General features: G+C 44.7%; 13 protein-coding genes and 1 pseudogene. 5 read left to right on the top strand and 9 right to left on the bottom strand.

What is annotated here, in order from left to right; translation table 11 throughout:
- Positions 1 to 119 precede the first annotated feature (119 nt).
- A complete protein-coding gene (locus M1D71_RS16490; protein ID WP_458127273.1) occupies positions 120 to 752 on the top strand; it encodes a LysE family transporter in 633 nt (210 codons plus the stop codon).
- Here the strand turns inward: M1D71_RS16490 and M1D71_RS16495 are convergent.
- Positions 745 to 2,194 (bottom strand): annotated as a pseudogene (locus M1D71_RS16495) (amino acid permease). The gene M1D71_RS16490 and the pseudogene M1D71_RS16495 sit on opposite strands and share 8 nt — an antisense overlap.
- 173 nt (positions 2,195 to 2,367) lie before the next feature.
- Here M1D71_RS16495 and M1D71_RS16500 point away from each other — a divergent pair.
- Positions 2,368 to 2,721, top strand: coding sequence for a hypothetical protein (locus M1D71_RS16500; RefSeq protein ID WP_458122850.1), 354 nt, complete (start codon positions 2,368 to 2,370; stop codon positions 2,719 to 2,721).
- 109 nt (positions 2,722 to 2,830) lie between these two features.
- On the opposite strand, the gene M1D71_RS16505 is transcribed toward M1D71_RS16500, so the two are convergent.
- Together M1D71_RS16505 and M1D71_RS16510 are read right to left on the bottom strand one after the other, a co-directional pair.
- Positions 2,831 to 3,685, bottom strand: coding sequence for a manganese catalase family protein (locus M1D71_RS16505; protein WP_458122851.1), 855 nt, complete (start codon positions 3,683 to 3,685; stop codon positions 2,831 to 2,833).
- A gap of 202 nt (positions 3,686 to 3,887) precedes the next feature.
- Positions 3,888 to 4,751 carry a manganese catalase family protein gene (locus M1D71_RS16510; RefSeq protein ID WP_458127274.1) on the bottom strand — a complete coding sequence of 288 codons (864 nt, stop codon included), beginning with the start codon at positions 4,749 to 4,751 and terminating at the stop codon, positions 3,888 to 3,890.
- 138 nt (positions 4,752 to 4,889) lie between these two features.
- Between M1D71_RS16510 and M1D71_RS16515 the strand changes: the two genes are divergently transcribed.
- Positions 4,890 to 5,639, top strand: coding sequence for a YqcI/YcgG family protein (locus tag M1D71_RS16515; RefSeq protein WP_458122852.1), 750 nt, complete (start codon positions 4,890 to 4,892; stop codon positions 5,637 to 5,639).
- Between the two features lie 596 nt (positions 5,640 to 6,235).
- Here the strand turns inward: M1D71_RS16515 and M1D71_RS16520 are convergent.
- The 3 genes from M1D71_RS16520 to M1D71_RS16530 form a co-directional block, all read right to left on the bottom strand.
- Positions 6,236 to 7,129 carry an aldo/keto reductase gene (locus M1D71_RS16520; RefSeq protein WP_458122853.1) on the bottom strand — a complete coding sequence of 298 codons (894 nt, stop codon included), beginning with the start codon at positions 7,127 to 7,129 and terminating at the stop codon, positions 6,236 to 6,238.
- Positions 7,130 to 7,164: 35 nt separating this feature from the next.
- Positions 7,165 to 7,938, bottom strand: a complete 774-nt coding sequence (locus M1D71_RS16525) for an SDR family NAD(P)-dependent oxidoreductase (RefSeq protein ID WP_458122854.1) — start codon at positions 7,936 to 7,938, stop codon at positions 7,165 to 7,167.
- Between the two features lie 79 nt (positions 7,939 to 8,017).
- Positions 8,018 to 8,506, bottom strand: coding sequence for a GNAT family N-acetyltransferase (locus M1D71_RS16530; RefSeq protein WP_458122855.1), 489 nt, complete (start codon positions 8,504 to 8,506; stop codon positions 8,018 to 8,020).
- Positions 8,507 to 8,685: 179 nt separating this feature from the next.
- On the opposite strand from M1D71_RS16530, the gene xerS reads away from it, so the two are divergent.
- Positions 8,686 to 9,792 (top strand): tyrosine recombinase XerS, encoded by a 1,107-nt coding sequence (gene xerS, locus M1D71_RS16535; protein WP_458122856.1) that lies wholly within the window; start codon positions 8,686 to 8,688, stop codon positions 9,790 to 9,792.
- Positions 9,793 to 9,977: 185 nt separating this feature from the next.
- Here xerS and mobB read toward each other — a convergent pair whose 3' ends face one another.
- Positions 9,978 to 10,511 (bottom strand): molybdopterin-guanine dinucleotide biosynthesis protein B, encoded by a 534-nt coding sequence (gene mobB, locus M1D71_RS16540; protein ID WP_458122857.1) that lies wholly within the window; start codon positions 10,509 to 10,511, stop codon positions 9,978 to 9,980.
- A gap of 7 nt (positions 10,512 to 10,518) precedes the next feature.
- Complete coding sequence (locus tag M1D71_RS16545) at positions 10,519 to 11,787, bottom strand: molybdopterin molybdotransferase MoeA (RefSeq protein ID WP_458127275.1); 1,269 nt, start codon at positions 11,785 to 11,787, stop codon at positions 10,519 to 10,521.
- Positions 11,788 to 12,010: 223 nt separating this feature from the next.
- Between M1D71_RS16545 and M1D71_RS16550 the strand changes: the two genes are divergently transcribed.
- Positions 12,011 to 12,238 (top strand): HNH endonuclease, encoded by a 228-nt coding sequence (locus tag M1D71_RS16550; protein ID WP_458122858.1) that lies wholly within the window; start codon positions 12,011 to 12,013, stop codon positions 12,236 to 12,238.
- Positions 12,239 to 12,277: 39 nt separating this feature from the next.
- On the opposite strand, the gene M1D71_RS16555 is transcribed toward M1D71_RS16550, so the two are convergent.
- On the bottom strand, positions 12,278 to 13,015 hold the full coding sequence (locus M1D71_RS16555; protein ID WP_145322015.1) for a DUF4247 domain-containing protein: 738 nt from the start codon (positions 13,013 to 13,015) through the stop codon (positions 12,278 to 12,280).
- Positions 13,016 to 13,018 lie beyond the last annotated feature (3 nt).

Raw genomic sequence — 13,018 nt, forward strand, 5'->3', positions numbered from 1 at the left:
CCCTTTATTTTCGACTAATATGAATCAATTGTTCATAAAGTATACATCGACAAATAATCATGTCCTATAAAACCAATTTGAAGAATATGCTGTTACAGTATGGAAAGGAGGACAATCTTATTTATATACTGTTTGGATATGTTATCCTGGGTCTATCACTTTCAGCCCCTATTGGACCGATCAATGCTGCGCAATTGGACAAGGGTATTCGAGGTGGGTTTATGCCTGCCTGGTTTGTTGGACTAGGAGCCATCGCAGCTGATATCATTTACATGCTGCTGGTGTATTTCGGCATCGTACATCTGCTTGAACTTCCATTTGTAAGGGTATTCCTCTGGATGTTTGGTTGTTTTGTACTGATCTATACGGGTGTGGAGAGTATTAAAAATGCAGGAAACCTTGCCCCTTCTCAGATGAGAGGAGATGATTCGGAGCTTACCAAGTCATTTCTTCAAGGATTCCTGATGTCTCTGTTTAACCCTCTTTCCATCATGTTCTGGCTAGGAATTTACGGTTCTGTTCTGGCGAAGGCTGTAAATGATTCTCCTATGGATCAATTGTTGATTTATAGTGGAGCTATCATCTTTGGCGTACTTCTGTGGGATCTATTCATGGCGACTGCCGCGAGTTTTTTTCGCAAATATCTCACTACTAATGTGCTTAAGGGAATTGCTCTCATTTCCGGATTGTCTTTAGTCGGTTTTGGCTGTTACTTTGGATATAAAGCCATACAATTTCTCTTCTTTATTTGAGTTTGTTTTTTTTTCGTAGCCGAATACCCGTGATGTGATAACTGCTTATACCCGTAGAATACTGCTCATTTCCTTCATTTTCACCCTTCTCGGCGTTTGATGATGTTTTGGTCGCAGGCTTCTTCTTTCGAATCCTTTGTAGAATGACGTCACTAATGGCAATGAGAGAGACAAGCAATAAGCTAATATAGAACCCTGGTCTGCTGAGTGCATGAAAAAGCGTTCCTGTGACTGCAGTAGCGATTAACAATAAGCCGATCCAGCGTTTGAATCACATCGAACTTGCCTGATTTCAACAGTTTACCGGAGGATAATAAAATAAACGACCAGTTGTACAGAAGCATCAGTCCAGCTGCAGTCGTGATGTATTCATATACTTTGCCTGGGAGTAAGAGAGACATGATGATCGTACCAACTAACCCACAACCAATAAGGGACAATGCAAATAACGGATACTTCGTTTTCCACTTTCGAGAAAATAACTGCGGGGCGTCTCCCTCCTGAGCGAGGGTAATAATCATAGACGTCACCGCATAGAGGGAAGCTGTCATCGTTGAAAATCCGGCTACAATGAGCACCCCGTTGAACAAATGTGGAATAAAAGCAAGGTGGTCACTACTGAGCGCCAGTACAAATGGACTCTCCTTGGGATTGAATGCATTCAAAGGAACCATGATCAACGCCAGTCCAATGGATACAACATACACTGTGGATAGGGCAATGAGCATGACTTTTCCTGCCTTTGGAGCGTCCTCCGGTTTTTGAAGCCGATATGACATAATACCAAGCACTTCAATACCTCCATAGGCATAGAACGCAAAAAGAAACGCAGACCACAATCCAATTCCACCTTTTGGAAAAATTGCTACCATATCCAACGGTACTTTATGTTCATACTTGGTTCCCCCAATCCATCCTGCGAGAAGAGCGATGGCAAGCACCAAAAACATGATGATGGCTGCAATTTTAATGATAGCCAGTACATTTTCAACCCGGTCAAATCCTTTACTACCGAAGAATACAATACAAAGACCCACAATTCCGAATCCTGCAGCAAAGATCCAGAGCGGTACAGCCGGAAACCAGAACCTTGAGAAAATGGACAACGCGGTAAGCTGACTTCCCATAATTAGCAACTCCGAAAACCAATAGACCCATCCGCTGGCAAAGCCTGCCCAACTTCCAAAGGCCTTCTTAGCATACGAACGGAAGGACCCTTGTTCCGGATGGTCTGCTGTCATTCTCGCGAGCGCATCAAAAACTACATATGTACCCAAGGCCGCCAAGATATAGGCCAGCAGCACAGCTGGACCACCAATCGAGATCGCAAGGCTGGAACCCAGAAAATATCCTGTACCAATTGTTCCTGCTACACCTAGCAGACTTAGTTGCCACCATTTTAATTTCTTTTCTTCTGTAGCGTTAGTCGATGCTTTGCTCATGTTGTCATTCCTTTTCTGTATCATTTTAGGCCACTAAAGGTAGCCTTCCCAATTCACAGCGAATCATGTTCATAAATTATTCCTTATTGGAATTAAACTGGATGTGTTGAATATTTCTTGGGACCTCATCACATACTACACAAGTACATCAAAACACATAGGAGGTTTCACATATGAATCAGTTCTCTCAATCGCAGCAAATTACACAGTTGGCTCAACAACTTACGCAACAAACACAACAGGCTTCGATGCAATACCAACAACTACTTAGACAAGAACAAAGCAACGCTCAACAACTGGAGCAATTGGCACAACGTGAGCAACAAGCTGCACATATAATTCAGACCGCCCTGCAAGGTCATCAAACCGCCATCCAGCAATTACAACAAATCTCCAGTCTTGCACAACAACTTGCACACTCATCTTCACAGCACGTATCTTATTTGGAGCAGCCATATAACACTCCTAATATCTCAACGAATGGTCAATCTTTTGGTACGTATTCGAATCAAAACCGCCCGCAATAAAGCATCTTCATGTAACAAAAAAAGGAACCCAGCAATCGGGTTCCTTTTTTGTGTTTATTGCAAAAAAAAGAGACCACAAGTGTCTCTTTTTGGTTCGCTTGTTCATTCTCTATGCATTGAGATCATATATCCCCGGGCTATGCTCATTCGGAAGTTCAGGCATATAAGGAAGAGGATAACCTTGTGGCGGATCGATCACTTGCAGTTCCCCACCATTACGACTTGGTGTTTGACCACTGAAAATCTCAGCGATACGCGTATTGTCTAAACGGAAATTAAACTGCGCATTGTGGAAGCCCATATCTACATATTTCCGGCATTCTGGATATTTATTAATATCATAGTTGGGAATCGGAAATATTTTGCCCCAATTCACGCCCAGGGTCTCCAGTGCTTTGGCAAATGCATTTTGATGCGCATTATCACGAACAATCAGGAAACCCAGCGTTTCACGGAATGCTTTGTTAGTACTCATTTCATATATTCTTGATTTTTGCAACACACCCGTCGACTCCAACACAATATTATCAAGTAAGTTACTTACCAGATTCCCATGATCGTACACATAATTCCCAAGCCATGGATTACCTGCAGCATCAACAGGCAGTGAGCTCTGAGCTCCCATGATGTAATGATGCGGGTTGGCATGTTTAATCGCTTCATCCAATGGAGCACCGTCAACCCCTGCATCTCCTGCGCCTTCTGCACCGGCCCCCGTTAATAACTGATTAATGGTTTGTTGCACCAGTTCAATATGGCTTAATTCCTCAATAAATACACCACGGATCAGGTCTCTATACTGCGTAGCATTCCCCCGAAAATTACTGCTTTGAAAGAAGAATTGCATCATCGTCCGCATTTCGCCAAATTGGCCGCCAAGCGTCTCTTGCAATACTTTTGCTGCCGCGGGATCAGGCTTGTCTGGTACGATCATATTGATCAGGTCTTCACGATAAAAAAACATGCTTGTCCTCCATTCTCAATTAACTTACTATTCTAGTTTCTGTTACCTTCCTAATTTTATGTAAACAATCAGTTAACAATCTCTGGTATTGGCTCCTACCTCAAAAACAAATGGAAGTACATGATCTAGAATCACGCATTTTGTTAATGAATAGGGAAACAGAATATATTCTGTTTCCCCTTATCCACTTTTAATCCATTTCTTATGGCATATACGGCGGTACATCCGCTGAACTTCCTTTTCTTAGAACCTCAGGTGGGGTATCAAAAATATACGGCGGCGCTGGGGGAAGCTTAGGTGCAGGTGCCAAAGGTTGAGGATGCTGAACATATTGGAAAGTTCCTTGCCCATCCATACTTGGACCGTGAGCCCAGCGTCCGGTTGCACTCTCATCACCACGAGAGAAGTTAAAGAGAACGTACGCAACCTCTCTCTTCTCAAGTTCTTTCGGGAATGTGCTCGGTACAACAATTCCTTCTTTTTCTTCAAGTTCTCTTATCGCTGCAATCCACTGATTCTGATGCATGGTATCCCGAGCCAGCAACCACGACAACATGTCTTTCACACCACGGTCATTGGTCATTTCGTATAGTCTGGCAACTTGAAGTCTGCCTTGAGATTCTGCTGCTAGATTATGTCTGAAATCAGCCAATAAATTACCACTTGCTATTGTGTACTTGGCATTCCAAGGATACCCATTACTATCGGTTGGGGCTGCTCCAAGTCCGCTTACAATCGCGTGTTGTGGATTACTCCCACCGAGTATCGCATTAATAACTGGATCTTTGGCAGCTTCTTCTAATGTAGTCAATGGAGCATTGTCCAGCAATCGAGCGATCATCGTAGCCAACATCTCAACATGAGCGAGTTCTTCGGTTCCCGTATCCATAAGAAGGTCCTTATATTTCCCATCCCCACGGACATTCCAGCCTTGAAATAAATACTGCATGGCTACGGTAATTTCGCCAAATTGTCCGCCCAGTACTTCTTGTAATTTTCTTGCGAACACGGGGTCGGGTCGATCCGGCTTGGCATGATATTGCAACTCCTTGATATTAAAAAACAACACATCACCTCATCCGTTTTAGATAAGTGATATGTATGTGCAGTACATTGATTAATTGCATGTCTCATTAACAAAAATAAGTTGGACTGTCACCATTTTGCCCTTGGGTTATATCCTATAGATAAAGGAGGACTGTTCATGTCGTTATTGTTGTCATCTTCTGAGATTGAGAATGAGGAGTGCCCTCTCGAAGCCTGGAAGAGAGATGCTTACCATTTATTCTCTTCCAAAATGAGTGACCGGGAGGCTCGATTTCCCTGTATTCCGGCTACACAGGCTTTTGCCCTGGATCACCTCCGATACGGCTTTGTTTCTAATTTCGGGGACGAGTCTGCAGAACGCTATGTATCAGACATGCTCAAAGAATATGGAGATTCCGCTCGTTCATTCGGAGAATATTCTTCATTGATTTTATTTTTTGAAAAGGAAAAAGAGATCCGGGATGTATTGGCCTATGAAAAAGCCTTCTGGGATCTATTAATCCAGATCAGACGCTTGGACAACAAGCCTTGGCCAAAAGATATCCCAGAAGATCCAGAGCATCCCATGTGGGAGTTTTGTTACAATAACGAACGATATTTTGTCTATTGCGGGACGCCAGCCCATATATCACGACAAAGTCGCAACTTTCCTTATTTCATGTTAGCTCTAACACCGCGCTGGGTGCTCGATATATGGAACGCACAACCCCAGAGAGCTGCAGCGATTGCTCCGAGAATCCGCGCACGCTTGGCTGCCTACGATATCATACCGGCACATCCTGAATTAAAGCAATATGGATCACAAGACAATCTGGAGTATAAACAATATTTTTTGCGCGATGACGATACCGTTCCTTCCAAATGCCCGTTTCTTCAATCTCTTCAGCAGGACAAAATAAAGGAATAGCATAAGTCGATTCTAAAAATACTCTCCTCCGAATAAAAACTCTATACCACCCGTTTATAGGAGGAGAGCCATTTGCTCAAGCAACCGGACAAGCCCTATTCATTACGATGGAAGGGAAACAGGGATTGAGAAATGGGTTTATCCATGGCTGGGCGGTAGGACTGGGAGGCATGGCAGTTGATGCTGGTTTGATTCCTTTTTATACACTGCAGGTACCTTCCTGGGATATCTAATTTTCTGTTAATGAGAAGTAATTTGACTTTCACAGCGAAGGATGGCAGTTCATTTAGTCGAAGGGCGTGCTGAATCGTATCTAAAAGATTGGCAGTAACAGCGGTGGGCATTCTTTTCTATTGTGAATTTTTCATATGTTGAAATATTATATATATGACGAATCAGTTTTTAGTACCAATACAGTTGTCGTTCTCTCAAAATTAAAGTAGTATGCTTAAGATGAATTTGAACATTTTACGAAATGGTTAGAATGCTTACTGTTATGAATTTTTCATATGTTGAAAATATAAGGTCTATGCTAATAAAAAAGCTGCCTATAGGCAGCTTCGCAAAATTAAAATCCATTTGGCAAATGCAAAGAATCATGTCCGGCCAGTCCAGTCTGCTCCTGCGATTTCTTTCCATCGTGCTCTAATTTCATCATACAATTCCTGTGGAAGTGCGCCTTTAGCAATAAGGTCAGCATTTTGCTGCCAGCGATTTGGCTTGGCTGTTCCTACAATAGCCGTGTCTACGCCTTCGGTACTTAGCGTAAAACGCAGTGCTGTTTCCACCGCTGCCTGAGCATCTTCACCCAGGAAACCATAGTTAAGTTCACTTAAGCGTTTCCAGTAAATGAAGGGGTAAGCCTCTTCCGAAAGTGTTTCATACGTCCAGGCCGCATTGGCAATAGGTCTTTTGGCGATTACACCCATGTTTCTCTTTCTCGCCTCAGGCAAAGTCAGTTCAATCGCTTCCTGATCTGCGATATTTAGTGACGTCTCCAGGCTGTCAAATACTCCGGTCTGAATTGCATATAGCGCATCCGTTGTATCCCCGCTGTATCCGATAAATCTGGTTTTCCCTGCTTCCTTGGCACGCTGGAGCACTTCAATAACCGCTCCTTGTCGAAGTACTTCTTCTGAACAACTATGCAAATGGATAACATCCACATAGTCCGTTTTCAACCGTTTCAGGCTACGGTCAATCGTCTTCTCCAGTACTTTGGCATCCCAATCCGGACCTTCTATCCCGGCAGCATGTCCACATTTGGTGAACAAATAGTAATCATCACGCCGATGTGACAGCACCTCACCAATTAACTCCTCGCTGTCACCGTAACATTCTGCCGTGTCAATCACGTTTAATCCCGCATCCAAAGCACTATTCAGCAATGTCTCTACATCCGCTTTGGATACATTTTTGCCTATTTCCGCTCCGCCAAATCCAAGTGTACTTACGTTCATGCCCGTTTTTCCGTAAGTGCGCGTTTCCATGGTTATCTTCCTCCAAGTTCAGTGAATTGGGTCATTTAAAAACCATAGATGGACATTCCACCGTCAACCAATAACGTCTGACCCGTTATATACCCTGCTGCATCTGATGCAAGAAATACGACCGGCCCTACCACTTCTTCCAGTTCTCCCACTCGCTGAAGCGGTGTACGACTTACAATCTCCTGCAGATACTGGGGATCATCCAGCAGCTTTTCGGTCAGAGGTGTTCGGAAATACCATGGCCCTACTGAATTGACGCGGATTCCATACTTGCCCCATTCCAGTGCGAGCACTTTGGTCATATGAATTAACGCAGCTTTGGTCGCACCATATACAACCCCTGTCCGCAAAGCCGTATGACCGCCTACGGATGAAATGTTGATGATCTTCCCAGTCCCTCTTTCTTTCATATGCTGACCCGCCAACTGGGAAGCGACGAATGCCGACTTCAGATTCGTCTGCATGATGGTCTCCCACTGCTCGTCCGTAACTTCAAGTGCTGGTGTCCGGATGTTCATCCCTGCGTTATTCACCAGGATATCCAGACTGCCCATCTCGGAGATCGCCTCTCGAAACGTCCTTTCCAGTTGTTCTCTTGATGTCACATCCGCAGTCAGAGCGAGCGCTTTGCGTCCTGTCTGTTCATAGATGTAGGCAGCTGTTTCCTCAATTTCTTTCATCGTTCGGGATACAAGTACAACGTCACTGCCTGACTGGGCCAGTCCGATCGCAATTGCTTTTCCGATCCCTCTCCCCGCACCTGTCACCAGTGCTGTTTGTCCATCGAGATGGAATGTAGGTACATTCATGTTACTCACTCCTTCATCAGATTCTTTATTTCAGCATTCATGTAGAATGCTTTATATGTAAGTGAAGCCCCAATGGGAATCAGGTTACAAAATACTGGCTTGGATTGCCCAACTCCGGATGGAACTTCTCTCGAAAGCGTCCTCCCGTATAGTCTCCTATAATTTTTCGCCAGAACGCCTGGGCAATGACATTGTTACGAACCTGAGTCACTTTCCATCTCCCAGGAAAACGTTCAAACAATTCATATGCTGCCCGAGTGCCCACTCCACTGCGCCGATATTTTTGCATCACAAAAAATTCAGTCAAATAATAATCATTATCCCTACTTCCAGGCTCCAGCTTCTCCACCAGAGCAAATCCTGCAGGTGCTCCATCACTTGTAATCAAAAAAGGAAACTTACGGTTCTCCTCTGTCCAGAAGGCTTCCAGACCGGGATATTCCGGGAAAATACCGTTACTATCTACATCAATATTCAGATACTTGGTAAAATCATATAGATAAAATTGCATTAAATGCCGAATCACCTGACTTCGTTCCCGGGGAACCAGTTCTATTTGCATATTCATCCGGTTCACCTCCTCTGCTCTACGTATACTAATTACTTTAAAGGTTTACGCGCTGAAGGGCAAGGAAGCCCCCCGCTACCTTTTTCATACTTCAGTGAACAAGCTGTGAGCATGTAAATTATGGTACACTAGAGCATAGAATACTAGCACATTGAATAATAATTTCATATGTTTTTCACATGGAGGTGCCGAACTTGACCAACGTGCAAAAAGAGATCGATCGACGCAAGCTGGATGACAAACTACCTTCTATGCCTTGGTTCGTTCAGCAATTTATGGACTACAAGCTGCCTGATCTGTCCCCCTCTACCCTACTCGAATATGTAAGAGATTACGAAGCTTTCTTCGGTTGGTTGCGAGCAGAAGGGCTGTCCGAGGCAAGCTCTAATAAAGAAGTTACGTTGTCTGAACTGGAAGTCCTTCGCATGGATTCAGTTACTGCCTATCGGTTATTTCTCACAACCAAGCGAGAAGGAGCCAATTCGAGAATTACCGTCTCTCGCAAGCTCTCTTCCCTCCGCTCCCTTTTTCATTACCTGAGCCAGATTGCGGAAGATGAAGACTTCTACCCTCTGCTGAAACGGAATATTATGGCCAAAATTGAGATCAAGCGTACCCATAAACCCAAGGACACCGCTGCCAAACTCAAAGGTAAAATTCTCGAGGAAGAGGAACTTCTCGAATTTATTGGATACATTCTTGAAGGTTATGCTGTAGATATGGAGAAGAACAAGCAGGCGCTGTATTCCCATGAACTCAACAAAGAACGTGACGCCTGTATTGCCAGCCTGATTCTCAATTCAGGTTTACGGGTGTCGGAAGTCGTGAATCTAAACGTCGATGACCTCGATCTGAATAATAAGCTCTTATATGTCTATCGCAAAGGTAACAATGATGAAACGTACAAAACACCTGTTTATTTCAGGGAACAGGCCAAGGACGAACTCGCGACCTATATGAATCTGAGGCAATCACGTTACCGTACGCCCAAGCGGGAGAAGGGTCTGTTCATTGCATTGCGAAACGGAGATTCAGAAGGCAGCCGTATGACCAAAAGAGCGATCCAGGCCATGATTATGAAATACGCCAAACGCTTTGGCAAACCTTATCTGACCGTGCACAAATTACGCCATTCATTCGCAACTGACTATTATCTGCAAAATGATATCTATAAAACGAAGGAGCAGCTTGGACACGCTTCTACGGAAACGACCGAGATCTACGCTCACCTTACCGACAAAACGATGTCCGAAGCCATCGAACGTCGTACAGAAGACGGGATGTAACACTCCGAACGAACGAAAAGCAGCAAGCCGCATCAAGGATTTCGATCCGAGAAAGGTCTGCTGCTTTTTTAATGGATTCTTTAGGAGATGGTACGATATCTGTCGCCAAAGCAATAGTATATACTTTTAAGTTTACATAATATATATTACGTTTTCGCGCTAAGTCTATTATCCATATTAAGTACTTATTCACTCTTGACCATTTCAAACAATGATTGAGCTATGTCTTCCGGTTCATGAACCGAGTACCACGCTTTAGCCCTATTTACGATCCCCCGCTCCATAACTTGATCTGGAGGTAGCCATGAGATCACCCCCATTACCCCTTCAAGTCGGTCAATTAGGATCAGGTCTTTCTCTTCTCGAACCATCACGAATTTGGGATAAGAAGCCTCTTTGAATCCTTCAATAACAATCCAATCATACCCGGACAGATGGCTCAGCATATCCTCCAGCTTGGTTGCCTGTCGTTCCATAATTGATGTTCGTTTCTCCGACATGACAACGACCGCCGAGGCCCCTGCCTCCCCAAAAAGATACGAATCCGTTCCTTCCTGATCCATCTCGAAATGGTCGTGTCCATCATGCTTAATCGCTGCTACCTTAAGTCCCATAGAGGAAAAGTACCCGATTATCGCGGCAGTCATGGTCGTTTTGCCTGTGTTCTTGTAACCCACAATCTGTATGATATATGGTTTTTCCCCACTCATATTAGTCATCTATCAGCTACCTCACTTGACCTGAGGGCAGTTTGAGGATGCGCACTTGTTCACCTGCAGGAATACCTTTTTTCTCAGGTGGAATAACAATCAGACAATCACTGTCCTTAATGGTAATCATCACGCTGGATTCATCTACACGGGCAGCAGCGGGCCTCGCGTACACCATGCCGTTGCGGATTTCAGTGCGTCCACGTACGAATCGTGTAAAATTGTTTACTTTGGTGTAGCCTTCTTCCAAGATCGCAGTCCATTCTTCCAAATAAGGATGAGCATCCGCTTGCATGGAACGAATGGTAGGACGAACAAATAGACCAAAACCCACAAAACAAGCCCCCGGATTACCCGAAAGTGCAAAAAGCAGTTTGTCTTTGTACACAGCCGCTGTGGTTACACTGCCTGGTCGCATCGTCACTTTGTTAAACAACATCTCCACATGTTCCTCCAGCACAAGTTCTCCCATAATATCATAATCGCCGACGGATACACCGCCTGTGGTCACTACGATATCATTATCTTGAATGGCTTCTTCCAGTTTGGTCCTGGCTGTATTCACATCGTCTGCAATGGAACCGTACATCACCGGCTCTCCTCCCGCTTCTACGACCAATGAGCGCAGCATGTAACTGTTGCTGTTCCGTATCCGGCCCGGTTGCAGTTGCTCGTCTACATCAAGCAATTCCGTGCCTGTTGCGAATATCGCCACCTTAGGACGTTGAAATACGGGAACTTCTGCAATGCCAAAAGTAGCCAACACTGACTGCTCTCCTGCTCTAATGATCGTTCCTGCGTCAAGCAATTGCTGACCCTCCTGAACTTCCAGTCCAATGGGTGTGATGTTAGCACCAGACAGTATCTGGCGTTTCAATGCAATCCACTGTTCTCCGTTCTCTTCCTTGCTCTCGGTCATCTCCATCATGACGACAGCGTCCGCACCTTCTGGAACCTGTGCACCCGTCATGATGCGAGCTGTCGTACCTGATACAATGGTGTGGTCGGAGGTATATCCACAGGGGATTTCATCAATTACACGAAACCAGATTTGTTGCTCACTTGATGCATCTGTAGTATCTGTACTTATAATTGCAAAGCCATCCATACCCGATCTCCGGAAGAACGGATACGGGTGAGGTGCGTGAATAGTCTGCGCAAGTGTACGTCCATGGGCAGATTCAAGGCGAACTTTCTCTATGGGACCCGAAGTCACGCGTGCAGCTATTTTGGCTTGGGCATCCGGTACCTGTACAGCTGTACGATTGAACTTGGCAGTTGTCATATCATGTGAATGTGAGTTCAGTTTCAAAAGTGTTCTTACCTCCTAAGGACATCTTATCGTTTAAGAAAGTGTAGCCCGAAAGCAGCCCGATGACAAGTACATCGCTCACTGACTCCTGTCACAAGATCTTGTTTTCTTACGGAGCTAACATTCCAAAGCCTACATCCAAAATGAAAGCCAGTATATGTGCTTATAATATAAATGATACAAGGAGGCGTGAACCGTGAGTGACCAATGTGAATTATGTGGAAGAAAACCTGTAAACACGACCATCCATCATCTGACACCCAAAGAAATGGGCGGAACATTCCTGCCAACAGCCAGCCTGTGCATCCCCTGTCACAAACAGATTCATTCGCTATGTTCGCAAATCGTAAACCAAAAAGAACAGCTCCAAGGTAATGTGCCGGCAGAGGTGAATCCGCCTTCCCTTTTCACTGTTCTTAAATGAATGATGCGATTGGTAGCCATGCTTATGAGTGAATGCTTATTATCTTCGCCTCTTAATTCGGCCGCCGCCCACTCTGGTTTTTGGTTTTTTGTAGGATTTCTTAGGTGAATCAAACAACCCACCACTGCTCTTGTTGCGATCAATGGTTCCCTTGCTCTGATCTTTGTTCCGGTTGAATAATCCGCCGCCAGATCCCACGCTAGAATCTTTATCACTTCCGCGCCTTGTAATCGTACCTTTCCGATCCACAGTAATGGGTGGAGCAACCTTTTTGTCATTACTCGTTGGTGTGCGGTAAGATCCTGCACTCGGTTTATACGTATCTTTATTGGTATAACCCCGATATTTGCCATACCCCCGCCCGCCAAATGAATCGAATAGATTACCAATTAATGTGGCGGTCAGGTAACCTTGTAAAAAAGATGAATCGTAGTTCTGTCGAACATATTCCTTTGAGTCCACCTCAACCAAGGTATCCTCCGGCTTGTTCGGATCTTGTTGCAGGTGATAATAATCGTCCTGATACACCAGGAACATACGCTCCGTGTTCTCTGCCGAGATCTGATCCGGTTGCCTTTGCTCAGACAATTCCTGAGCCACTTCCGGAACCGTACGGTCCGAAGCCCGGTACACATAGGACGTTGAGTTACCACTGCCACTAACCGATTCAAGCGGATATGTGTCCTGAACAGAAGGCGCTCCGCACGCGGACAACAGAGACATCACAAGGCTGAGGACCAGCATTAATTTTAATCCATGTGCCAAGCGTTTTTTCATTGG

The sequence above is a fragment of the Paenibacillus sp. Z3-2 genome, assembly GCF_054161325.1.

Bases quoted from the DNA above. Each gene is read 5' to 3' on its own strand.
- M1D71_RS16500 (WP_458122850.1), top strand. From the start codon at position 2,368: ATGAATCAGTTCTCTCAATCGCAGCAAATTACACAGTTGGCTCAACAA.
- M1D71_RS16505 (WP_458122851.1), bottom strand. From the start codon at position 3,685: ATGTTTTTTTATCGTGAAGACCTGATCAATATGATCGTACCAGACAAG.
- M1D71_RS16515 (WP_458122852.1), top strand. From the start codon at position 4,890: ATGTCGTTATTGTTGTCATCTTCTGAGATTGAGAATGAGGAGTGCCCT.
- M1D71_RS16520 (WP_458122853.1), bottom strand. From the start codon at position 7,129: ATGGAAACGCGCACTTACGGAAAAACGGGCATGAACGTAAGTACACTT.
- M1D71_RS16525 (WP_458122854.1), bottom strand. From the start codon at position 7,938: ATGAATGTACCTACATTCCATCTCGATGGACAAACAGCACTGGTGACA.
- M1D71_RS16530 (WP_458122855.1), bottom strand. From the start codon at position 8,506: ATGAATATGCAAATAGAACTGGTTCCCCGGGAACGAAGTCAGGTGATT.
- xerS (WP_458122856.1), top strand. From the start codon at position 8,686: ATGGAGGTGCCGAACTTGACCAACGTGCAAAAAGAGATCGATCGACGC.
- mobB (WP_458122857.1), bottom strand. From the start codon at position 10,511: ATGACTAATATGAGTGGGGAAAAACCATATATCATACAGATTGTGGGT.
- M1D71_RS16545 (WP_458127275.1), bottom strand. From the start codon at position 11,787: ATGACAACTGCCAAGTTCAATCGTACAGCTGTACAGGTACCGGATGCC.
- M1D71_RS16555 (WP_145322015.1), bottom strand. From the start codon at position 13,015: ATGAAAAAACGCTTGGCACATGGATTAAAATTAATGCTGGTCCTCAGC.